The organism is Paraniabella aurantiaca (assembly GCF_050309965.1).
Taxonomy (GTDB): Bacteria; Bacteroidota; Bacteroidia; order Chitinophagales; family Chitinophagaceae; genus Niabella.
The window spans coordinates 235,134-258,413 of record NZ_JBLOSY010000002.1 but is presented as its reverse complement, the minus strand read 5'-3'; the positions used below and the strand labels follow the sequence as shown (position 1 = coordinate 258,413).

The following is a 23,280-nucleotide window of genomic DNA, read 5'->3' as shown; positions in this document are numbered from 1 at the left end:
TTAAATTTTTATTGTTTTAAAATTCGCGCGATTCATTTCACCAGGAAAAGAAAAGGCTCATTTTACAGTATCTCCATTTAATTCACATATTAAAACGTAGCCTTAACTCCCAGGTTATAGAACCTATATTGTGGCGCACTGCCAAAATTGGTTTCCATTAAGGCACGCTCCCTGGCCAAAACCAAGAGGTTATCACCCTGAACGTATATTTTCAAAGCATGCAGAAAGGACGAGTTTTTAAACAATCTTTCATCAAAATCGTAAGTGAGCTGAACACGGGATAGATTGAAGCGATCTGTCTTGTACATCCAATAAGTTGAATTTCTAAAATTATTGCTGTTCCCCGTTGTAGTAAGCGCAGGATATGAGCCTTGCTTTACGACTTCCCAACTACCATTTGCGTTTTTGTCAATAACTGTTCTGCCTAATACAACATCTGAATATTTGGTCGCACCGTTTACCCAAAAATAACTGCCGCTTTTATAAGCAATGGCACCTGTATTACCTGATCCCAAGGCAAACAATGTAAATCTCTTCCAGTTGACCGTAAAGTTTACGCCAAAAGTAAAAGGAGTTGCACCCCAACCAGCTTTACCTAATTGTACCTGGTCGTTGTTGTCTACTATGCCATCACCATTTACATCTTTATACTTGATATCTCCTGGCTTGTAGGCGCTGAAAGTTTGTCTTGCATGATTGTCTATCTCTTCCTGATTCTGGAAAATCCCTTCCGCAATCAGGGCAAAAGAGGCATCCAGTGGTCTCCCTGCGCGATACAAATAATCGTTATTATATACCTCGTCTCTTTTCAATACTTCTGAACTAAAAAACATACCAGCCAACCCTAAAGAAGTGCTCACCTCTCCGAACTTTTTATTCATGTTCACCGAAAAATCAAGCCCTTTACGCTGTTCATTATTGTAATTTACCCAGGGAAGTAGGGAGAAACTGTTACCACCGGAAAAGTAGGAAGGGTATAAAGAAGAGGTTTGACTCAGCAGACCGTTGGTATTTTGCCGGAAATAGTTGGCTTCCAAATTTACGACGTTATCAAAAAGTGAAGCTTCAAAACCAGCCCTGAACTCATTTCTTTCAACATAGGTAAGATCGAAATTACTACCCCGGCTTATAATGGTACGCCAGGTTCCTGCACCCACCGGCCAATCCCCATACCAACCTTTTGGATTAAAATAGCCCTGATACAAATAATAATCGCTAATATCGATATCTTGTTTCAAAGAACCGTAGGATGCAAAAAGCTTCAGATTCGTCACCACATCATTTTTAAAGAATTTTTCATCACTCACGCGCCACCCTAACGTAACTGTTGGAGAAATAGCGTCTCTTTTACCAGGAGGAAGCTTGGCAGAATGAACTGCTGCGGCGGAAAAGTCGAAATAGTATTTCTGCCTGAAATTATAGGCTGCCTGAAACCCTAAGTTTGTATTCCTGGTCGGATGATACACACTGCCCTCATGCCCTTCGTCTCTGGCCACACGTGCCTGATACCCCCAGGCAAGTAACTTACCGGTAACGTTGTGTCCACCGGTGAAGGAACGTTGATAGTCAAACTGGCCTCTCGCAGACATAGTTGATGTGTACGTATTTTCGCCGATATACTCGTTTGTCTGATTTCCGTCCAATCCAAATTGGCTGAGTCCGGTAATCATCGCAGGTTGACCGTCAATATCAGACCATGTGGGTGCAAAGGTGGCGTAATCGATCCGGTAAGCTTCGTTATACATATAAGTATAATCCATATTATAACTAGCCTGAAAGCTCAACCCCTGAAGTAACGAGCCCAGATCGGCTTTTGTACCCACATCAAACATAAACGTTCTATTTCTGTACTTAATATAACCTGCTCGAAGCATATCAGAAAAAGCATTGGTCGTATTGGTAGAAATACCTCCCAAAAGGTACTTTCCGTCAATAATATGTTTACTGTTTTGTACTGCCGTCTGAAGATCAGGATTAGTTGGATCTAACTGATCTATGGGAATGAGAGGTGACATTCGGTTGGGCCACATTGATGCTGCTGCACCCCAAAAATCGCCTCGTGCAGTATAGTTGTTGCTTAGGCCTGCTATAGCATTTGTATATGCGGAAAGCCATTTGGTCAATTTCATATCTACATTACCCCTTATATTCAACACCACATCATTATTGTTCTTGGCATCGCCGTATTTCAAAATGCTGCTGTTATGAGAAAGACCAATGTTACTATAATAGCGGGTGCGCTCATTACCTCCATGAATTTCGGTGGTAATATCCGATCTTGAAAATGCCTTTTTCAGGTAATCAGAAGTGAAAAACTTCAAATCGGGATACCTATACGGATTAGATCCTGACGCCGTATTATAGATCTGTTCGGGAGAATATATTTGTGTAACACCATCATTTTTTGAAGCTTCATTATACAAAGTCATATACTCGCCTGCATTCAGATACTCAGCATATCTTTTAGGTACGTTAATACCGGTATTGGCCCGTACATCAATTGTTAAAGGCCTTTGCTCGCCGCGCTTGGTGGTAATCAATATTACGCCTTTAGCAGCGTTACTTCCGTATAATGCCACCGCACTTGCTCCTTTAAGCACAGATACAGACTCTACTTCTACCATCCTCACATCCTGCGCCCGGCGAGGCACACCGTCTATAATTACCAAGGCATTTTGGCCCCAAACGCTGCCTGTATAACCGCCAACGAAACTTTGCAGGTTATCCAAACTATAGGTTCCATAGTTTTTTTCCAACAACTTAGAAATACTTACGGAAGTTACACCACCCAACAAATCTCTTTGAGCTACTTTTCCAAAGGCTACATTAACAAGACTGTCTTCCTGCAGCAATTTTGTACTGTCGAGTATTTCAAAATCTTGTGCGTTTGCATTTGATGCCCCCGTCAGCCAAGCCGTGAAAAAAAGACAATACACTTTTATGTTATTTTTCATCATTTCTTTTTTTAATTCCAACCTGGATTTTGTTTAAAATCTTCATACTGATTCACATCATCTCTCGTAAACGGAAACCAGTAGTGTCTGTCCTGTAATTGTCTTTCAATAATTACCGTCTCCCGGTAATTCCTCACCTCCGCATTTTTAGGATCGGCATAAATCTGGTTCTCAGATGTTACCCGGTCAAATTCAACACCCTTTTTATATGTATAAGGGCGTTGGGTAAGTAACAACCATCTCCTGAGATCTACAAACCGGTGTCCTTCAAAAGCCAATTCCACGGCTCGTTCACGCCTCAGCTCGCTCATGAACTCAGCAGTAGAACCTAAAAATCTGGCATTTACTTCTCCCACTCCAGCTCTTAGACGTATTTTATTTACTGCGTCTACTGCAGATAGATTGTAACCTGTAGCACTGCTTTGAGGACTACCATACCCGTTGGCTGTAGCTTCAGCATACATCAAATACACATCAGCCAGGCGCATAAAACTCAAGACTAACGAATTATCATCTTTATAACCATCATAATCATTCATGTACTGATCGGTAAATTTTTTGTTCAAAAAGCCGGTTATTGCTTCCTTGGGTTTGCTATCTGTTCTGTAATAACCACCGGTGTATAGGCTGGCGTACTGGCGTTTCAAATTGTTATTCACAGCAGAAGCATTTTTAACACACTGTACTCCATCATAAATAATATCGTTGTAAAACCGGGGATCTCTATTTCTCCAGGGATGTGTAGGGTCATAACCAGACTCAGGGTCGGCTGCTGCGGGATCTTTGATTGGCATTCCGTTAGCCATACCATAATAGCTGACGTAATTTGCGGTAGGATATACTTTTACACCTGAATTATTGATAGCATTGGGTCTGTAGTCGTTTACCTGATTCCAGCGGAAAGAGCCTACGTTGTTAGCAGTAAGGTTCTCATAAAAGATGGCCTCCTGCAAACCCGGCACTTTGCTGCTTTGCCTCCAGGTGTAAAATAATTCCCTGTATTGAGAAAATTCTGCCAGTTTGTAGCGTCCAGTAGATTCAACAATCTGCAAAGCCTGAGCAAAAGCGTCTGAGGCTCGTTTGCAGTAGTCTGCATTATAGGTAGCAGCACCACCAGATTCCCTATTCATTAAAGGGCTACCGGCCCAAAGCAGGTTTTTACCCAGATAGGCTAGCGCCATTACTTTGTTAATACGGATGTTATTGTTGCCTAATGTTTGCTTACCTACTGTAGTTTCGTCCCAGTTTACCGGTAGTAGAGCAGCTGCTCTTTCAAAGTCCTTGGCTACGCTATCTGCTGTAGCCTGGTAGCTCAGACGTGGCAATCTTGGAGGTTCATTGATGGGTAACTCGGTAGAAATATATGGCAACCCTCCCCAGTACTGCATTAACATGAAATGAAACCATCCCCTGAAAAAGTAGAGCTGTCCGGCTAATAAATTTTTCTCTTCGGCCGTAGCCCCCATCAGTTTGTCGAGGTTAACTAACCCTGAATTAATTTTACGGATTCCATACCAGGAGTGGCCCCATAATTTTTTCTTATCGTTACGGTTTTGGCTTCCTGCACCGCTTCTATCTGGTAAAAACCATCCCGTACCTTCGTAAGTCCATGCCCAATAATCGCCCTGGTCGATTTTAAAAGCAAAAGGGTAAGTTATTCCATACTCCCAGTATTCATCTTCTCCGTAGTTCCAGCTATTGTGGTAGTCATGGCTCGACATGTTAGGGATACAGTTGTAGAGTTCCTCAACAAAGCCCTGAAAATTCCGGAAATTTTTAAACATTTCCTCTTCGGGTATCACTGCCGGTCCCGGACGGTCGAGGTACTTTTCGCAAGAGGTTAGTCCCCAAACGAGCCCCGTAAATATCAAAAATGGTACTATTATTTTTCTGAATTCTTTTTTCATATTCCAGTACTTTTAAAAATTTATATCAATACCAAGGTTAAAACGCCTCATAGTAGGATAAGCTCCGTCGCTTGAGTTGCCACCGGTGGCAAAGTTTGATTCCCTATCGTCTGGCATTTTCGTCCATAAGAGTAAATTGTTTCCGTTTAAGAATAGCTTGCAAGATTTCATCCCCATTTTATTTACAACGCTTCCGCTAAAGGTATATCCCAGCTCAGCATTCTTCAAGCGTATGTAAGAACCGTCGTACTGGTAACGTGTACCATTTCCCCCTGTCGAGCCCAGAACTGACCAGCGAGGCAGTGGTGTACCCGTTCCCGTATTCTTACTCCAGTAGTCTCCTTCTACATAAACTATATTAGAGGCGTTATGTAAGGAAGGGAACTCCACATATCGGGTAACGTTGTTAACACCATAAAACTGTACAAAGAAGCTAAGCCCTTTCCATTCGGCACCTACCGTTGCGTTATAAGTGTTTTGAGGAGTACCTGTATAACCATAAGGAACAACATCGTTATCATCAATAATACCATCAGCATTATAATCTATAATATTAAAGTCTCCGGGCAATTTGTTCTGCGTAGAAGGGCTGAGTTTCGCAGTGCTTCCATAGATATCATCCCAGCTTCTTAAATAACCGTAATCTAAATGCGACCTTACCTGACCAATCGGATAGCCGGCATCCTTTTGATACGTTGGTTCTAACTCCGTATCATTACGAACAATAACTTTGTTCATTGCATGAGTATAGTTGGTATTGGCCCATATCTTAATTCCGTTTACAAAGCTGTGATTAAACCTCAGTTCAACTTCATACCCGCTGGATTTTACCCTACCCCAATTGAGCGGAGGCAGAGAAGCTCCGAAATACGAAGGCACAAGTGGTGTAGTGTTAATGATGTCAGTTCTGTCTTCGTTGAAAAAATCCACGCTACCGGATATTTTTCTGTTCCAAAGACTATATTCCAGTCCGATGTTTCTTTTTTCAGCATTTTCCCACGCGATATCCGGATTACCAAACCTGCCATACGAGAAGAAAGAATAGGGCGTATTAGCGGGAGGAGTACCCATTAATGCATTACCTCCTGAGTTAATTATACTTTGATAAAGCCATCTGTCTCCGGCCCTGTCGTCACCAATCAAACCCCATGAAGCTCGAAGCTTCAGGAAGTTGATAAACGTGGCGCTCTTCATAAATTTTTCGTTGCTAATATTCCAGCCGAGCGCAACCGAAGGAAAAAAGTCGAAACGGTAACCAGGCCCGAACTTTTCTGAACCATTGTAAGCACCGTTAGCATCTAACAGATATCGGTTATCGTACCCGTAGGTGGCACGGAAAACCCAGTCTTCCCTAAACGTATTCCACGCGCTACCGGTAACAAACCTTTCCCTCATGAAAACACCGGTACCGGTTACATCATGTTTGCCAAACTTGCGCGCATAGTTAAGTTGAGCCGCATAGTTCAAACGCCTGTAAGTAGCACCCGAGTTAACACTTCCTTCATTAAGTGCCCAGGTCACTTTATTCAAAGGTAGTTCCCACCCGTCTATAGGCTTAGTTTGGAGTATAACTTCAAAAGTGTCAGTATCTGGATTATACCAAATACGCTGAGCAGAGTTGTTCGCATCATCTACCCCTCTGTTGGTTTCCTGGAAAGTATTATCTACGGAATAGTTAAGCCTCAAAGAAAGACCGTTTGTAAGCATTTTCAAATCCTGCTGCAGCACAAAATCGGTAGTGAGCTGGTTGGAAGTTGTTTTACTGGTACCCGAAGTAGACAATTCATATACGGTATTGGGAACGTCGAAATTGCGCGGATCATAGTAGCCCCAAATCCCGTTAGAGTATATAGGTCGCATAGCATCTGGTGATGTGCGATAAGCTGACCGCCACGGATCGGAAGCTGTTCTAGGAAACTTACGTGCTCCATTAGAGCCGAACAAACGAGTAGTAAATTTGGTAGTTTTTGTCAGATTGAAATCCAGGTTACTGCGCGCATTGATACGATTATAGCCATAACCTGCCTGATATCCCCTGTTATTAGCGACTACCTTAAACAAATCACCTTCTGTTACAAAATCAACACCGGCGAAGTAGGTGACAAAATTGGTGCCCCCTGAAACATTTGCACTGGTATTGTAGGCCATTGCGTGACTCTTAAATAGTTCTTTTACCCAGTCTACATTCGGATATTTATCCCATTCTTCTGTAGATAGAGGGTTTCTATATTTATCAATTATTTCCAAAGGTTTGTATCCACCCCATGCGTTGGGGTTATAGAGTAGCTCATTTGTTATAACCTGATTTCTTATAAGCAAAGCATCATAAGAATCATATTTCTCAGGCAATTTAGAGGCAACCTTCATGGTCATGTTCGACCGGATACGAATATTCGCTTTTCCCGCCTTGCCCTGTTTGGTAGTAATTAATATAACTCCATTTGCGCCTTTTACGCCAAATACAGCTGTAGCGGAAGCGTCTTTTAAAACACTGATACTTTCAACTGAAGCAATATCAATGGCATTCATATCGCGCTCTATCCCGTCTATTAATACTAAAGGAGCGCTGCTATTCCAGGAGGTCTGCCCACGTATTACTATTTGGGGAGATTCTTGACCAGGCATACCTGAAGACGCCGTGGTTACCAGCCCAGGCAATGTACCGGTAAGCGCCATGCCTAAATTGGTAACACCTCCGGCACGTTCCAAAACTTCGCTCGTAATTTGAGAAACGGCACCCAAAACGCTTTCCTTTTTTTGCTTACCATATCCAACAACCACAATATCCTCCAAGGCCTGAGGGTCATTTAATTCCAGCCTGACCTGAATATTTGTTTGAGTATTTTTAATAGAGATTTTTTTTGTTGTATAACCCACGGAAGTGACAATTAAGTCAGACTCGGTATTTTTGACATTAAGTGTAAAAAAACCATTCTTGTCGCTCGAAGTGGATATGCTGCCTCCCTCTTGTGTAATACTTGCCCCAATCATAGGTTCTCCTTTCTGATCAAGAACTCTACCGGTAACTTTTATGCCGGTTTGTGCAATCGCAAACACAGCATTTAATAACATCACAAAAGCAGTTATAAGAATTTTTTTCTGGAAATAAACAGAGGCTAAATCATCTTTGATTTTAGACCAGCTAGAACTGTATTTTTTCATATCATATTTATGTTTGAAACATTCGTTTTATCAATGGCAATACTTTGATAACACAATTAGACCGGAGAAAAAACTTCCCACAGCACCGCAGCATTTAAAGTTTTGTAAGCAAGCATGGTTTAAATATTAAGAATTATAAATGAGGCCGAAGCCGAAACCTAACTTAATAACCTCCTTATTGAAGCGACACAATTATTTTTTAGTAAACGATAGTAATAAATGGCAATAATATGCCCCATTAACAAGCAGCCATATCTAGCTAAAACAACCGTTACCTATAAATGTCATTAAAACAATTATACAGCTAAGATAGAGTATTTTAACAATAAATACAATCGATTGTATTTATTTTTTTAAAAAAATACATTTCAAAAACAAAAACGATCATACAAAAAACTTTAGTTATTGATTTACAGCTATTTAAATAATATCTACTCTCATATTTTTTAAATAATTCATAAAAACGATTGTATTGAAAGCAATTAAACTGCCTTGTTCTAATTAATATTGTTCGACCTTGAGCAGTTTTTTGTTAGTAAGCATGGGATCAATCATAAACTAACGAAATAAAAGTAAAATCGATTGTGCTATATTAGCTATAAATGATCGAAAGATCACTACCAAACCATTATTCCATCACGAATAATAGTCCTAAAACAGATCATGTGTTTAATTATACAATTAATAAAAGAGCCGCTCAAATACATAAAAAATACAGGTTTAATAATGGTTTGAAAGAAAAGAAGGCACAAGTTGCGAACATGCAATACATTCGTCAGGCACTATTACACATCTAAAGTAGGATATAAAAATAATTAAGGCAACCGATTGCAATTATTTTTTCAATATCTTTACCAAAATCACATATTTATTGCCATATGCATAAGGGTAAAGACATTACCATGTATGACCTTGCCAAAGAACTGAATGTTTCTGTAGCAACCGTTAGCCGTGCATTAAAAGACGATCCGGCTGTACATAAAAAGACAAGAAAAAGAATTGTTGAACTGGCCAATGAGCTGGGCTATCAAACCAATCTTTTCGCCCGGAGCCTCCGTACCAAAGAAACCAAAACAATCGGTTTCATGATTCATGAGCTTAACAGCAACTTTATAAATGCGGTGCTGGCCGGGGTGGAAAGAGTTACAGCGAGGGAAGGATACGACCTTATCATTGCCCATTCTTCAGAGCGTTTAGATAAGGAAGTTGCCAACGCCAGAAATCTTTTCCATAAACGGGTAGATGGCCTTATAGCATCCCTTGCATTTGAAACACGAAATCTTGATCATTTCAGGCAGTTTAGCGACAGGGGCATACCGATCATCTTCTTTGACAGGGTTGAAAGAAATAACGATTATACTGTGGTGGTCATTGATAATTATAAATGTGGCTACGAGGCCACCAAACATCTTATCGACCAGGGTTGTAAAAGAATTGCCCACGTAACGTCCAGTCTTACCAGGAATGTATATGCAGACAGGTATCGTGGCTATAAAGATGCACTATTCGACCATAACCTTGAATTGGATGAAAGACTTGTGATCATCAACGACCTGAGCGAAAATGCGGGTATTCTCTCTGCAAAGCAACTCATTAAAACAAAACCGCTGCCAGACGGAGCTTTCATCACCAATGATTTTGTTGCTGCTGCTTTTATGAAAACGCTTACAGAACACAAGATCCGGGTACCTAAAGACATTGCCGTGGTAGGATTTAACAATGACGCTATCGCTCATTTAATTGCCCCCACCCTCACCACCATTAATTACCCGGGTATTGAAATGGGCGAAGTTGCTGCCAGGGCTATCATTAATCATTTAAAAGGTATCAGCAATATCAACCAGATTAACACCGTTATCATCAGTTCCAAACTGGTGGTACGCCAGTCCTCGCAAAAGACAGAACAAAAAGCCAAATCTTCCATAGCTGTATAAATATTTATGAGAAAAAGCATCTTTACTTTTCTTATTCTTTTTTCATGTATCCTGGTAAAAGGCGATGATGGCTATAAGCTATGGCTGGGGTATCAAAAATTGAACGAGCCTGTACTGCTAAAGCAATATAACGAGGCTATTTCCGGCATCGTAGCTAAAGGTCAATCGGCGACGTTAAAAATAGCTGAAGATGAGCTCCGGCTGGCGCTGGAGATCATGCTGCAAAAGAAAATTCCAGGCTTAAATATTCCTGCAAATAATGCCATATTGCTCGGAACGCCTGAGAATTCCAATGAAATAAGGAAACTTCTCCTATCAGGTGATTTGAAGCTGGGAAACGAAGGCTTTATCATAAAGAGCCACAAGATTAATAATATTAATACCATCATCATTGCGGCTAACAAAGATATAGGAGTGTTATACGGGGTGTTTGCTTTCATTCAACTCATTCAAACACATCAGCCAATCGGTAAATTATCTATTATCAACGTTCCAAAAATTAAAAACCGGGTTCTCAATCATTGGGACAACCTCAACCGGAGCGTAGAGAGAGGTTATGCAGGTATCTCGATATGGAACTGGCATACTTTACCCGGCTATATCGACCAGCGCTATATTGACTATGCCCGGGCCAATGCGTCTATTGGTATTAATGGCACTGTGCTGACCAACGTCAACGCTAATTCACAAGTACTGACCCCAGCGTATCTTGTAAAAGTAAAAGCCCTTGCAGATGTATTCAGACCGTATGGGATTAAGGTGTACCTGACCGCTAAATTCAGCGCTCCTATTGAAATAGGGGGCTTAAAAACCGCCGATCCTTTGAACGATGATGTAATCAGGTGGTGGAAGAATAAATGCAGGGAAATTTACAGTATAATCCCCGACTTCGGTGGCTTCCTGGTGAAAGCCAATTCTGAGGGCCAGCCCGGGCCACAGGGTTATGGCAAAACCCATGCTGATGGCGCCAATATGTTTGCAGACGCACTTCAACCATACGGAGGAATTGTAATGTGGCGCGCCTTCGTATATGATGTTCGCGTGCAAAAAGAAGAGGAGCATTTTACAGAAGGATCTGTTGGCGCTCATACACAAACAATAGCATCGAACGACCGGTTTAAACAGGCCTATAATGAATTTAAACCGCTTGACGGCCAATTTAAAAAGAATGTGCTGGTACAGGTAAAAAACGGGCCAATCGACTTTCAGCCAAGAGAACCTTTTTCACCTTTATTTGGGGCGATGCCCAAAACGCCCCTGATGATGGAATTTCAAATTACGCAGGAGTATTTAGGCCAGTCCACTACCCTTGCCTACCTGGCTCCCATGTTTAAAGAATGCCTTGATTCGGATACGTATTCAAATGGTAAGGGATCGACAGTTGCAAAAGTTATCGACGGAACTCTTGACGAACATGCCATCAGCGGCATTGCAGGTGTGGCCAATATCGGCAATGACAGGAACTGGACAGGACATCTTTTCGGACAAGCGAATTGGTATGCTTTCGGAAGGTTGGCCTGGAACTATGATTTACCTGCTGAAGCAATTGCAGACGAATGGATCAGGCGCACATTTAATAACAACAACCACTTTATCAAACCGGTTAAGAAGATCATGTTGGCCTCAAGAGCAGCTGTCGTCAATTATATGACGCCGCTTGGCCTTAACCATATTATGGCAACCAGCCATCATTACGGACCGGGACCCTGGGTGAGCAATGCGGGCAGGGCAGACTGGAACCCCGTTTACTATCATAAAGCTGATTCAGTAGGCATTGGCTTTAACCGAACGGAAAGCGGAAGTAATGCGCTGGCACAATACGCGCCGGAAGTACAACAACAGTGGGGCAATATAAATGCCTGTGATTACAAGTATCTGTTATGGTTCCACCACGTTCCCTGGAACCAAAAAATCAATACTGGAAGAACACTATGGGATGAGCTATGTTACCGCTATAATTCGGGCGTAGACACGGTTAGATGGATGCAGCATACATGGAACGCATTGGACAAGCAGGTAGACCGGGAACGACATCAGCATGTAAAGATGTTATTGGGAATACAGGAACAAGAGGCTATCTGGTGGCGCAATTCGTGCCTGCTCTACTTCCAGACTTTTTCTCAAATGCCTTTCCCTCCGGGTTTTGAAAAGCCTGATAAGGATCTTAGTTATTACCAATCACTAAAATTTCCTTTTGCCCCGGGCATAGGAGGAAATCTGTAATCAAAAAAAAATAACAGCTAAACTGCATTAAATCATTCAAAAACTACAAACTTATACGGCCTGTACATTTCACTCCCGGAAAAAGTAAAAGATGAAAAGAAGTTTTTTAACACTTGTAGCTATTATTCTATGCTTTCTGATAAAGGCACAGCATTTTATCGCCGAAAAAAATAGCGGCGCCAATTTTCCAATTGCCACCGTGTCAAAAGCCACATCCATATATGTAGATCCGGCTGATGACCAGTTGGTACATAAAGCAGCAGCATTACTGCAAAAAGATATTGAAGCAGTTACAGGTAAAAAGCCTGCTGTCATCGGCTCATTATCCAAATCAGAAAAACAGGTTATCATCATAGGTTCACTGCCTGGTTCAGCTATCATAAAAAGCCTGGTCGCCAAAAAGAAAATTGATGTCAACAACATACAGGATCAATGGGAAGCCTTCAGATTACAAACAGTAAATACCCCGGTTGCCGGGTTGCAAAATGCACTGGTTATAGTGGGAAGTGACAGACGTGGAACCTCGTATGGAGTATTTGAGCTCTCTGAACAATTGGGTGTATCGCCCTGGCATTGGTGGGCTGATGTGCCCGTAAAGAAGAGGCCAGCCGCATATTTTAAAAATGGTTCTTACGGCTACTCATCACCTTCTGTTAAATACAGAGGCATTTTTATCAATGATGAAGAGCCAGCCTTTGGAGGATGGGCCCGCGAGAAATTTGGCGGCATTAACAGCAAAATGTATGAGCACATGTTTGAGCTGATACTGCGCCTGAAAGGGAATTATCTGTGGCCTGCTATGTGGGGTAAAGCTTTTAACGAAGATGATGAGGTAAATCCGCGATTGGCTGACGAATATGGTATTGTAATGGGTACTTCTCATCACGAACCTATGATGAGGGCACAAAAGGAATGGACAGTACATAAAAAAGAATATGGAAATGCTGCGTGGAACTATCACACCAACAAAGAAGGCTTGCAGAAGTTCTGGGAAGATGGATTCAGACGTAACAGGAGCTTTGACAATATGGTAACGATTGGCATGAGGGGCGACGGAGACGAGGCCATGCACGATATGGGCAGCATGAAAGCCAATTATGAACAATTGGAAGGTATCATAAAAGATCAAAGAGGCATTATTGAAAAGATAACTGGAAAGCCGGCGAAGGAAACGCCCCAGGTGTGGGCGTTGTATAAAGAAGTACAGGAATACTACGATATGGGTATGAAAGTACCAGATGATGTAACGTTGTTATTGTGTGATGACAATTGGGGAAATATCCGGCGGTTGCCTGCAGTTAATGCCCCGAAAAGAAAGGGAGGATATGGTATATATTATCACTTTGATTACGTTGGTGGCCCCAGAAGCTATCGCTGGCTGAACACCAATAATATTGCCAGGGTGTGGGAGCAAATGAACCTGGCTTATGATCACGGTGTAGACAAAATATGGATCGTAAACGTTGGAGACCTGAAGCCAATGGAATTACCCACCTCTTTCTTCTTAGACCTGGCCTGGAATGTAAAAAAATGGAATGCCGGCAACCTGGACAGCTATTACACACAATGGGCCGCCCGGCAATTCGGCAATACCTGGGCTAAAGAAATTGGCCAGATCATGAAGAAGTATGCATTGTATGCTTCAAGAAGAAAACCGGAACTTTTAGAAGCGCGAACCTACAGTATAGAAAACTATAATGAAGCAAACCGAATATCAAACGACTGGAATAATCTGCTGAGAGAAGCTGATCAGCTGAACGAAAAGATACCTGAAGCATATAAAAATGCTTTCTATCAATTGGTATTACACCCGGTGAAAGCATATGGTAATCTGCAAAACATGTATATAGCCCTGGCATGGAATCAATATTATGCAAAACAAAATAATGCGCTGGCAAACGGGTATGCAGACCAAGTAAAACAGTTATACATTAAAGATTCCATAATTAATGTAGAATATCACCAGTTAAATGGCGGTAAATGGAACCATATGATGGACCAGAAGCGCATTGGATACACATCCTGGTCTGAACCACGTGTACAAAGAATGCCAAAGGTTAGTTATGTAGAAAGTCCCGGATCCAGTCAGTCCGCATCTTTTACACAGGCGTCTACAACTTCAGCTTCACTCATTCCGGCAACAGCCAAAGGGAATTTATTCTACGAGAAGGACGGCTATGTTGCCATCAATGCAGTTAATTATACCCGTAAAAAAGATATAAAAAATTCAAGATGGAAGTCTATTACTGGTCTTGCAAGAGAAGGTGATGCCCTGGCATTATTTCCCGATCTGTCAAAAAATGCTTTGGCCGATATTATCCAGGCTCCCTACGTAGAGTATGAAGTGTATACTGCCGGCAAAGGCGATGTTGAGATACAGGTATTACTTTCACCTACACTTAATTTCCAAAACACCAAAACGGGGTTGCAGTATGCAATAACAGTAAACGACGATAAACCACAAAATGTCTCTATCAATCCTGAGAGCGTTGATTCAAGAACCTGGTCGCAATGGGTTACCAACAATGTGAACATAAAAACCACAAAGCACCGTTTAGCTGCTGCAGGTAAGCAGATCATCCGGATTTATACGCAGGATCCGGGCGTGGTAATTCATAAGATAATTATTAACCTGGGAGGCCTCAAACCAAGCTATTTGGGTCCTGAGGAGACACTCCTTAAAAAGTAACTTTAATAATCAAAAAAATGAGCATGTATTTTAAAAAATCAGCCGCATATGTAGTCGCAGGTGCGTGCGCTGTTTTAATGTTAGGCAGTTGCAGCTCTTCAAGAAATGCAACAGGCAATAGTACCCCCTCTTTAAAAAAGATTTTTAAGGATGATTTTTTAATAGGTACTGCTTTGAGCTGGCCACAGGTGCAGGGCCGTGATCCCATCGCAGCAACGCTGGTTCCTCAACAATTTAATGCAGCTACGCCCGAAAATTTAATGAAGGCTGAAGAAATGCGACCATCATGGGGTGAATATAATTTTGCCCAGGCTGATGCACTGATCGAATATGGCAAAAAAAATAATATTGCTATTAATGCACATACACTGATCTGGCATAGCCAGATGCCGGCATTCACCCGCCGCATACAGAGCGCCGATTCTTTAAGGACTTTTTTTAATGAGCATATTAAAACGGTAGCCGGCCGGTATGCGGGCAAGGTGCAGTCCTGGGATGTGGTGAACGAAGCGCTGAATGAAGACGGAACCCTGAGAAAATCAGCATATCTCAACAAGCTTGGAGATAACTATATCGTTGATGCATTTCGCCTTACTGCTGCGGCCGACCCCCATAGCGATCTCTATTATAACGATTACAATAATGAACAACCCAGAAAACGCGCAGGCTGTATAGAAATCATCAAGAAAGTTCAGGCCGCAGGTGTAAAAATTGATGGTGTAGGTATACAAGGTCACTGGCATGTAGGAAAGGTTCCTTTCAGGGAAATAGAGGAAAGCATACAACAATACGCCGCGCTGGGTGTAAAAGTGGCATTTACCGAACTGGATATAGAGGTACTGCCCAGGGACTTTACCGGCGCTGAAGTGAGCCAGCGTATGCAGGCCAACGAAAAATCGAATCCCTACGTAAATGGCTTACCTGATTCTATACAAAAGCAATTGGCCAACGACTATGAGAACCTGTTTAAGCTGTTTTTAAAATATCGTAATCAGATTTCCCGTGTTACGATGTGGGGAGTGCATGACGGGCAAAGCTGGTTGAACGGGTGGCCCATCAGGGGACGTACCAACTACCCATTATTATTTGATCGCCAGGGAAAGCCCAAACCGGCATTTTATCGTGTCATAGCACTTAAGGGCAAAAAATAGTTCATTAAAGAAAAGATTTATTTCATCTGGTTTTCATTATCAACATTCAAATTTAATCTTATGAGATCGGGCACTGCAAAGCTGTCAGTAGTAGAGAAGATAGGTTATAGTTTGGGAGATCTGGCGGCAAATCTTGTCTTCCAGACCCTGGTTACATACCTGGCTTTCTTTTACACAGATATATACGGACTTAAACCGGAAGATGCATCCGTTATTACGCTGATAGTAGGTTTAATAGCCGGCTTTGGCTTCAATCCTTTGATAGGAGCCATGGCGGACAGAACACGTTCCAAATGGGGAAAATTCCGGCCCTGGATTTTATTTACGGCCATACCGCTGGGTATTTGTGCACTACTGGCTTTTAGCACTCCGGATTTCGCATATAAAGGAAAGATGATTTATGCGGCTGTAACCTATTCTCTGCTCTTACTTTTATACGCCGCTAATAACCTGCCCTATGCAGCCCTTAGTGGTGTGATTACAGGAGATATGGGAGAAAGAAATAGCCTGTCCTCCTATCGCTTTGTTGCCGTAATGTTTGCCCAGTTCTTTGTGCAGGTATTTATGCTTCCGATCATTTTATCGGTTGGGCAAGGTGATAAAGCGGCAGGAATTGAAGCGGTAATGACCTGGTTGGCGATTATTGGAACAATAATGTTGCTGATCACTTTTTTTACCACCAGGGAAAGAGTGATACCAACTGCAGAGCAGGAATCTACACTTAGAAATGATTTGAATGACCTCACAGGAAACCGTCCCTGGGTGATCATGCTGCTGGTTACCACCCTTATTTTTATTACCCTCGCCATGAAAGGAGGCTCCTATGTATATTACTTTAATAATTATGTTGATGAAAATAGCCTGAAGCATTTTATAGCGCCTGTTACCGGCTTCTTTAACTCGGTCGGCATGAATTTCTTTGGAGAAGATCCGAAGTCTGCCGGTTTTGGGCTTTTCAATGCCGGGGGTATCATTATGATGATCGTTGGTATTACCTTTTCAAAAAAGTTTGCAGATAAATATGGCAAGAGAGATGTATTTCTTATCTCCCTGTTCATTTCCACACTGTTTGTATTGTTCTTTGTGTTTTACCCGCCACAATCAGTCGGTATCATGTTCTTATCACAGATACTTCATGGCTTATTTTATGGCATCAGCACGCCTATCCTATGGGCCATGATTGCTGACGTTGCAGACTACTCTGAATGGAAAAATAACCGAAGGGCAACAGCCATTATTTTCTCTGCCATGATGGTGGGCTTAAAAGTAGGCTTAAGTGTAGGTAGTGCCTTGGTAGCCTCAATAATTGGCCGTTATGGGTATATCTCCAGCGATGCAACTCAAGTGATCATGCAGCCTGAGACCGTTGCCACCGGTGCTAAAATGCTGGTAAGCGTATTTCCTGCTATTCCGTTTTTACTGGCATGTGGATTGTTGCTGTTTTACTCCATCAATAAAAAAATGGAGGTTCAGATAGAAACCGACCTGAAAGCAAAAAGAAATATTTCCTGATATCTTTTATAATCTAATAACCCACTCCGCTCTCACTATTCACCATTCACCACTCATTACCATGCCTGAAGAAAGTATACAACATATCAACTTCGACGAACTCGACAGGAAAGCCATTTCTAGTCCTTTGGTTTCGCATATTTATACTGCAGATCCATCGGCCCATGTATTTAATGGAAAGATCTACATCTACCCTTCACATGACGTAGATGCGGGCGATGCGTTTGACGACCTGGGAAGCCACTTTGCCATGGAAGATTACCATGTGATATCGATGGATCATCCGGAAGCCAACGCTGTTGACAATGGGCTGGCCTTACATGTTAATGACGTTCCCTGGGCCGAAAAACAAATGTGGGCTCCTGACGCTCATGAAAAGGATGGCAGCTATTATTTATTTTTTCCCGCAAAAGGATACGATGGCGTTTTTAAAATAGGAGTAGCCATATCCGATAGTCCAACAGGCCCTTTTACACCACAGCCCGAGGCTATTAAAGATAGCTTTTCGATTGATCCTGCGGTATACAAGGATGATGATGGAAGCTATTATATGTATTTCGGCGGCATCTGGGGCGGACAGCTACAGCGCTGGCGTACCGGCAGCTTCAACGCCGCAGAACCCGAAAGTCCGTTTGCACATTTACCCGGTAATAATGAGCCTGCATTATGTGCTAAAGTAACCCGTCTTACTGATGATTTACTGGAATTTGCAGAGCCGGCAAAAGACGTTTTAATAGTGGATGAAGCTGGCCATCCCCTATTGCAGGGGGATAATGACCGTCGTTTTTTCGAAGCGTCCTGGCTGCACAAATACAATGGAAAATACTACTTCTCCTACTCTACCGGAGACACTCATTATATCTGTTACGCAATCGGCGACAACCCCTATGGACCTTTCACTTATGCGGGACGTATTTTAAACCCGGTAGTGGGATGGACCTCCCATCATTCAATTGCCGAATATAAAGGAGACTGGTATTTATTTTATCACGACAGCAGTTTAAGTAAAGGGGTTACTCATCTGCGCAGTATTAAAGTTGCTAAAATTGAACATGATGAAAATGGATATATTAAAACTTTAGATCCCTACCAGGATTTAAAAGTTTTGGTATAAAAGCAGGCACTTAAAATTTTTTGATGGCATTATTTACATGGCCAGGATGCCCCGGGTTTAAACAACTTATTCAAATAACAGTCAATGTTTAAAGTCTTTTTAAGTAGTTTCTTTTTATTGATATCCACCGTGATCTTTGCCCAGGTAAAACTTCCCCGTATTATCAGGGACAGTATGGTTTTACAGCACGATTCAAAAATAAACATTTGGGGATGGGCCTCTGCCGGAGAAAAAGTAACCGTTCGGTTTAACCATAAAACCTACAAAACAACAACGGATACTAAAGGTAAGTGGACATTGCAATTGGCTCCTGCCAAGGCTGGCGGCCCTTACAGCATGGAAATATCCGGTAAAAATAAAATTATACTGGATCATATCTTAGTAGGTGAAGTATGGCTATTTTCAGGGCAGTCGAATATGGAGCATATGATGCGCCAACACGATGTTATTTATGCTACTGAAATTTTGAATGCCAGCAACCCCAACATCAGGCAATTTAAAATACCTAATGTAACCAGTATGGCGCAGCCCCAGGCTGATTTACCAGGCGGATCATGGAAGGATGTTAACCCGGCAGATGTTATGGATTTTTCAGCAGTAGCTTATTTCTTTGCGGAGAAAATTGCTGCGGCTCACAACGTGCCTGTTGGAATTATTAATGCCACCTGGGGCGGCACTCCCATTGAAGCATGGACCAGCGAAGAAGGCTTTGCAGAGTTTCCCGGCCAGCTTGTTACAATTGCAAAAAACAGGGACACTGCCTACTTAAATAATTTACGAAGAAGACCTGGTAGCAATAATGGAGGCCTGACTGCTAAGCGGCCGATAGATAAGGGCCAGGAAGAAAAATGGTATGATGTTTCCTATCAGCCTAAAGGCTGGCGCAACATGGCTATTCCGGGCTATTGGGAAGACCAGGGTGTGAAAAACCTGGATGGTGTAGTATGGTTTCGTAAAGAAATAGAGGTACCGTCATCCATGACCGGTAAGCCCGCAAAAGTTTTTCTAGGCAGAATTATTGACGCTGACGAATGCTACCTGAATGGGATCAGGATAGGCACAACATCCTATATGTACCCGCAGCGCCGTTATCCCGTTCCTGATGGCTTATTAAAGCCGGGAAAGAATATTTTAGTAGTCCGGATAACCAATAATGCAGGTAAAGGAGGTTTTGTTCCGGATAAGCCTTACCAGTTAATCGCGGGTAAAGATACCCTTGCACTTACGGGTTACTGGCAGTATAAAGTAGGCCAGGTTATTGCACCGCTGCGTGGTATGGCCGGCGGTGGGAACATTGCAGCCCATAGCCAGCCTGCTGCTATTTTTAACGCGATGTTAGCACCGGTGATGCCCTTCTCCGTTAAAGGATTTGCCTGGTACCAGGGCGAAAGTAATACAGGTAAGCCGCAAGAGTATGCGCGGATACAACCTGCCATGATCAAAGACTGGCGTACGCAATGGCAAATGCCTGATGCTCCTTTTCTATTTGTGCAGTTGCCGGGTTTTATGGACTACAACTACCTGCCCGGGGAATCGGGTTGGGCGATGTTTCGCGAAGCTCAGGCCCGGTCATTAACCTTGCCCCATACTGCCATGGCAGTGGCGATTGATTTGGGAGAGTGGAACGATATTCACCCGGATCGTAAAAAAGAAGTGGGAGAAAGACTGGCGTTGGCAGCAGAAAAAATAGCGTATAAAAAAGATATTGTTTACACCGGTCCTACCCTGCAATCATCGGTAAAGGATGGTAATAAAATGATACTCACTTTTTCTAACACCGGCAGTGGCCTTACCACCAACGATGGTGAACCTGTTTCAGAATTCGCCATTGCAGGAGCCGATAAGAAATTTGTTTGGGCCAAGGCGGTTATAGATGGAAATCGTATTATTGTTGCTGCAGAAGAAATTACCGACCCAAAATATGTTCGTTATGCCTGGGCCGATAATCCCGTAAATCCTAATCTATTTAATAAGGAGGGACTACCTGCAGCTCCGTTTAGAACGGATGAAAATTAAACGAGCTTTAACCTGTTTAAAAATACTAGCATGCTATGTTTTTACTAAAAAGCCAATGGTCCATAGCCTATAGACCATGGACCATCGACTATGGACTCAAAAACTATATAAACCTGTTGATGATATTTTCCAGGTATTCCTGCCTGCCACTTGTTACAGCAGGCTCTCCGGCTTCAATCGCATAAGCACGGAGGTCTTCCAGTGTTAATTGCCCCTGCTCAAAAGCCTTTCCTTTACCTGCATCAAAGGAAGCATAACGCGTCTGCTTTAGCTTCCGGTAATCAGAGTTAGACAGGATCTTGTCTGCGGTGATCAAGGCCCTGGCAAATGTATCCATACCGCCGATATGTGCATAGAACAGATCTGCAGGATCGGTTGAAGCCCTGCGGATCTTGGCATCAAAATTAATACCTCCGCCCTGCAGTCCGCCTGTTTCCAGGAAGATCAACATCGCTTCTGTTAATTCATTTAAATTGTTGGGGAACTGATCGGTATCCCAGCCGTTTTGATAGTCGCCACGATTGGCATCCAAAGAACCTAACACACCCGCATCAGCTGAAACCTGCAGCTCATGCTGGAACGTATGTCCCGCAAGGGTGGCGTGGTTTACCTCTATATTGATCTTGAAATCACCTAATAAATCCCACTGGCGCAGGAAGCCTATTACTGTTTCGCAGTCGTAATCGTACTGGTGCTTGGTGGGCTCCATCGGTTTGGGCTCAATCAGGAAAGTGCCTTTAAACCCATTCTTACGCGCATAGTCTTTAGCAGTATGCAGGAAACGGGCAAAATGCTCCTTCTCTCTTTTCATATCCGTGTTGAGCAGGGTCATATAGCCTTCTCTTCCACCCCAGAACACATAACCATCGCCACCGAGTTCTATAGTAGCGTCAATGGCGGCTTTTACCTGGGCTGCGGCATGAGACAATACATGAAAATCAGGATTGGTGGAAGCCCCGTTCATATAACGCGGATTGGAAAACACGTTGGCAGTACCCCATAATAATTTCACACCGCTATCAGCCTGCTTTTGTCTGGCGTAATCTACTACAGCCTGCAATCTTTTGTCATTCTCGTTTACGTCCGTTCCATAATCCACCAGGTCTACATCATGAAAGCAATAAAACGGCAGGTTCATTTTGGTGATAAACTCAAAAGCTGCATCCATCTTATCTTTGGCTCTGCCTACAGCATCAGCTTTGCTGTTCCAGCCAAAAACATGGGTACCCGGACCAAAAGGATCGTTACCATCATTGCAGAACGAATGCCAGTAAGCACAGGCAAAACGAAAATGCTCTTTCAGCGTTTTTCCTGCCACTACCCTGTTTGCATCATACCAGCGAAAAGCTAATGGGTTATCGCTTTCCGGACCTTCATATTTTATCTGTGGAATATCTTTAAAGTATTCCTGATCGCCTAATAATACACTCATAATTGAATTTATATTTTTTAATTTCTAAATATTGATAGCAAAATCGTTTTATCAAAAAAACAGCCTGATCCCCCCTGATAGGTTCAGGCATATATCCCGGTTATACAGCACTGCCACTAACTGCAGTAAAAATATATAGACTGCGAACTTTCAAAAATCGATTAAGGACTTCACACCTTAATCGATTTAGTTTATACAATTTGTCAGGTGCTATTTACGCTGCATCGCTTTTTGAGCGGCCCTTACAATACTGGCAGCATTGAGACCATATTTCTCCATTAGTTCCGCCGGTTTACCACTCTCTCCAAAAGTATCGTCAGTAGCTACAAATTCCTGCGGAACAGGATCATGTTTGATCAGTAGCTGAGCAATGCTGTCTCCCAAACCGCCAATTCTGTTGTGCTCTTCGGCACTAACGGCACACCTGGTTTTAGCAACCGATTTAAGAACAGCCTCTTCGTCCAAAGGCTTGATGGTGTGAATATTTACTATTTCAGCTTTAATTCCCATCTCCTCTAATTGTTCAGCAGCTTGTATGGCCTCCCAAACCAAATGCCCGGTAGCAAATATGCTTACATCAGACCCTTCATTCACCATCCATGCTTTGCCTATTTCAAAAACCTGGTCTTCCCTGGTGAAGATGGGCACTACAGGACGGCCAAACCTAAGGTAAACCGGGCCTTCAAAGTCAGCAATAGCTATTGTTGCAGCTTTGGTTTGATTATAATCACAGGGGTTAATCACCGTCATTCCGGGTAACATCTTCATCATGCCTATATCTTCGAGAATCTGGTGCGTAGCACCGTCTTCTCCCAATGTCAATCCTGCGTGTGAAGCACATATTTTTACATTCTTCCCGCTATAGGCAATGCTTTGCCTGATCTGATCATACACCCTGCCGGTTGAAAAATTAGCAAAGGTTCCGGTAAAAGGTATTTCACCTCCTATAGACATACCGGCAGCAATACCCATCATATTGGCTTCCGCGATTCCCACCTGTGTAAATCTTTCGGGAAACTCTTTAATAAAGGCCTCCATTTTCAGAGAGCCGATCAGGTCAGCACAAAGTGCTACTACTTTATTATTTCTCCTCGCAGCTTCCACTAAACCGGCGCCAAATCCTGACCGGGTATCTTTTTTTTCTGTAAATGTATATTTAGTCATTACTGAGTTTATTTTAAATGAT

General features: G+C 42.5%; 12 protein-coding genes. 7 read left to right on the top strand and 5 right to left on the bottom strand.

Annotated elements, in window-relative coordinates:
* Positions 1 to 89: 89 nt before the first annotated feature.
* Genes ACLOAU_RS15800 through ACLOAU_RS15790 form a run of 3 tightly spaced genes read right to left on the bottom strand, consistent with a single transcriptional unit; the run spans position 90 to position 8,023 of the window.
* Entirely contained in the window at positions 90 to 2,957 is a 2,868-nt protein-coding gene (locus ACLOAU_RS15800; protein WP_427862864.1) for a SusC/RagA family TonB-linked outer membrane protein, read from the bottom strand.
* Between the two features lie 8 nt (positions 2,958 to 2,965).
* Positions 2,966 to 4,861: a RagB/SusD family nutrient uptake outer membrane protein gene (locus ACLOAU_RS15795; protein WP_427862863.1), complete on the bottom strand. Its 1,896-nt coding sequence runs from the start codon at positions 4,859 to 4,861 to the stop codon at positions 2,966 to 2,968.
* A gap of 12 nt (positions 4,862 to 4,873) precedes the next feature.
* The gene (locus ACLOAU_RS15790) at positions 4,874 to 8,023 is read right to left on the bottom strand and encodes a SusC/RagA family TonB-linked outer membrane protein (RefSeq protein ID WP_427862862.1); all 3,150 of its coding nucleotides are present in this window, start codon (positions 8,021 to 8,023) and stop codon (positions 4,874 to 4,876) included.
* 878 nt (positions 8,024 to 8,901) lie between these two features.
* On the opposite strand from ACLOAU_RS15790, the gene ACLOAU_RS15785 reads away from it, so the two are divergent.
* The 7 genes from ACLOAU_RS15785 (at position 8,902) to ACLOAU_RS15755 (ending at position 20,662) form a co-directional block, all read left to right on the top strand.
* On the top strand, positions 8,902 to 9,957 hold the full coding sequence (locus tag ACLOAU_RS15785; RefSeq protein WP_427862861.1) for a LacI family DNA-binding transcriptional regulator: 1,056 nt from the start codon (positions 8,902 to 8,904) through the stop codon (positions 9,955 to 9,957).
* Between the two features lie 6 nt (positions 9,958 to 9,963).
* The gene (locus ACLOAU_RS15780) at positions 9,964 to 12,180 is read left to right on the top strand and encodes an alpha-glucuronidase family glycosyl hydrolase (RefSeq protein ID WP_427862860.1); all 2,217 of its coding nucleotides are present in this window, start codon (positions 9,964 to 9,966) and stop codon (positions 12,178 to 12,180) included.
* Positions 12,181 to 12,271: 91 nt separating this feature from the next.
* The gene (locus ACLOAU_RS15775; RefSeq protein ID WP_427862859.1) at positions 12,272 to 14,869 is read left to right on the top strand and encodes a glycosyl hydrolase 115 family protein; all 2,598 of its coding nucleotides are present in this window, start codon (positions 12,272 to 12,274) and stop codon (positions 14,867 to 14,869) included.
* Between the two features lie 23 nt (positions 14,870 to 14,892).
* Complete coding sequence (locus tag ACLOAU_RS15770; RefSeq protein WP_427862858.1) at positions 14,893 to 16,020, top strand: endo-1,4-beta-xylanase; 1,128 nt, start codon at positions 14,893 to 14,895, stop codon at positions 16,018 to 16,020.
* A 60-nt stretch (positions 16,021 to 16,080) separates the two neighbouring features.
* On the top strand, positions 16,081 to 17,532 hold the full coding sequence (locus tag ACLOAU_RS15765; protein WP_427862857.1) for an MFS transporter: 1,452 nt from the start codon (positions 16,081 to 16,083) through the stop codon (positions 17,530 to 17,532).
* Positions 17,533 to 17,593: 61 nt separating this feature from the next.
* The gene (locus tag ACLOAU_RS15760; protein ID WP_427862856.1) at positions 17,594 to 18,646 is read left to right on the top strand and encodes a glycoside hydrolase family 43 protein; all 1,053 of its coding nucleotides are present in this window, start codon (positions 17,594 to 17,596) and stop codon (positions 18,644 to 18,646) included.
* 84 nt (positions 18,647 to 18,730) lie between these two features.
* Complete coding sequence (locus ACLOAU_RS15755; protein ID WP_427862855.1) at positions 18,731 to 20,662, top strand: sialate O-acetylesterase; 1,932 nt, start codon at positions 18,731 to 18,733, stop codon at positions 20,660 to 20,662.
* Between the two features lie 103 nt (positions 20,663 to 20,765).
* On the opposite strand, the gene xylA is transcribed toward ACLOAU_RS15755, so the two are convergent.
* The gene (gene xylA, locus ACLOAU_RS15750; protein ID WP_427862854.1) at positions 20,766 to 22,094 is read right to left on the bottom strand and encodes a xylose isomerase; all 1,329 of its coding nucleotides are present in this window, start codon (positions 22,092 to 22,094) and stop codon (positions 20,766 to 20,768) included.
* A 210-nt stretch (positions 22,095 to 22,304) separates the two neighbouring features.
* The gene (locus ACLOAU_RS15745; protein ID WP_427862853.1) at positions 22,305 to 23,258 is read right to left on the bottom strand and encodes a transketolase family protein; all 954 of its coding nucleotides are present in this window, start codon (positions 23,256 to 23,258) and stop codon (positions 22,305 to 22,307) included.
* Between the last annotated feature and the right edge of the window lie 22 nt (positions 23,259 to 23,280).

What these genes read in the sequence shown, in the direction of transcription:
- ACLOAU_RS15765 (WP_427862857.1), top strand. Translation starts at nt 16,081, where the DNA reads ATGAGATCGGGCACTGCAAAGCTGTCAGTAGTAGAGAAGATAGGTTAT.
- ACLOAU_RS15745 (WP_427862853.1), bottom strand. Translation starts at nt 23,258, where the DNA reads ATGACTAAATATACATTTACAGAAAAAAAAGATACCCGGTCAGGATTT.
- ACLOAU_RS15775 (WP_427862859.1), top strand. Translation starts at nt 12,272, where the DNA reads ATGAAAAGAAGTTTTTTAACACTTGTAGCTATTATTCTATGCTTTCTG.
- ACLOAU_RS15785 (WP_427862861.1), top strand. Translation starts at nt 8,902, where the DNA reads ATGCATAAGGGTAAAGACATTACCATGTATGACCTTGCCAAAGAACTG.
- xylA (WP_427862854.1), bottom strand. Translation starts at nt 22,094, where the DNA reads ATGAGTGTATTATTAGGCGATCAGGAATACTTTAAAGATATTCCACAG.
- ACLOAU_RS15790 (WP_427862862.1), bottom strand. Translation starts at nt 8,023, where the DNA reads ATGAAAAAATACAGTTCTAGCTGGTCTAAAATCAAAGATGATTTAGCC.
- ACLOAU_RS15795 (WP_427862863.1), bottom strand. Translation starts at nt 4,861, where the DNA reads ATGAAAAAAGAATTCAGAAAAATAATAGTACCATTTTTGATATTTACG.
- ACLOAU_RS15755 (WP_427862855.1), top strand. Translation starts at nt 18,731, where the DNA reads ATGTTTAAAGTCTTTTTAAGTAGTTTCTTTTTATTGATATCCACCGTG.
- ACLOAU_RS15770 (WP_427862858.1), top strand. Translation starts at nt 14,893, where the DNA reads ATGTATTTTAAAAAATCAGCCGCATATGTAGTCGCAGGTGCGTGCGCT.
- ACLOAU_RS15800 (WP_427862864.1), bottom strand. Translation starts at nt 2,957, where the DNA reads ATGATGAAAAATAACATAAAAGTGTATTGTCTTTTTTTCACGGCTTGG.
- ACLOAU_RS15760 (WP_427862856.1), top strand. Translation starts at nt 17,594, where the DNA reads ATGCCTGAAGAAAGTATACAACATATCAACTTCGACGAACTCGACAGG.
- ACLOAU_RS15780 (WP_427862860.1), top strand. Translation starts at nt 9,964, where the DNA reads ATGAGAAAAAGCATCTTTACTTTTCTTATTCTTTTTTCATGTATCCTG.